This window comes from Aminobacter sp. P4_D5 (assembly GCF_056401815.1).
Window position 1 is genome coordinate 1 of sequence record NZ_JBFUIP010000677.1, and the last position, 727, is coordinate 727.

Consider the following 727-nt stretch of genomic DNA (forward strand, 5'->3'; position numbering starts at 1 on the left):
GTGCCGACCGGCTTGCCCTCGAAGAGCACCGAGGTGCACCCCGCCAGCAGCGGCGCATAGACGATGTAGGAATGCCCCACGACCCAGCCGACATCGCTGGCCGTCCAGAAGACGTCGCCGGGGTTCAACCCGTAGATCATGCCGATGCTGGCGTTGAGCACCACCGCGTGCCCGCCATTGTCGCGCACGATGCMCTTGGGCTTTCCGGTCGTGCCGCTGGTGTAGAGGATGTAGAGCGGGTCGGTCGCCGCCACGTCGACGCAGGGATGCGGCGTGCCGGCCGCTTCGGCTTCCGCGTAGTCGAAGTCGCGGCCCTCGACCAAGGTGCAGGCCTGCTGCTCGCGCTGCAGGATCAGGCAGAAGTCGGGCTTGTGCGCCGCCATGCCGATGGCCGCATCCAGCAGCGGCTTGTAGGCGATGACCCGCCCGGGCTCGATGCCACAACTGGCGGAGATCACCGCCTTGGGCGTCGCGTCGTCGATGCGCGCAGCAACCTCCGCCGCCGCGAAGCCGCCGAAGACCACTGAATGGATCGCGCCCAGCCGCGCGCAGGCCAGCATGGCGATCGCGGCCTCGGGCACCATGGGCATGTAGATGATGACGCGGTCGCCCTTCGCGACGCCGCGGGCCGCCAGCGCGCCGGCCAGCCGGCTCACGCGCTCCAGCATCTCGGCGTAGCTGAAGCGGCGGATCGTCGAGGTGACGGGGCTGTCGTAGAGGATCGCCG

Annotated in this window: 1 protein-coding gene; it reads right to left on the reverse strand. The window is 69.6% G+C overall.

Features of this window, described 5'->3' with window-relative positions; translation table 11 throughout:
* A partial coding sequence (locus tag AC1DWF_RS34280) for an AMP-binding protein (protein WP_476842942.1) occupies positions 1–727 on the reverse strand: 727 nt, incomplete at both ends.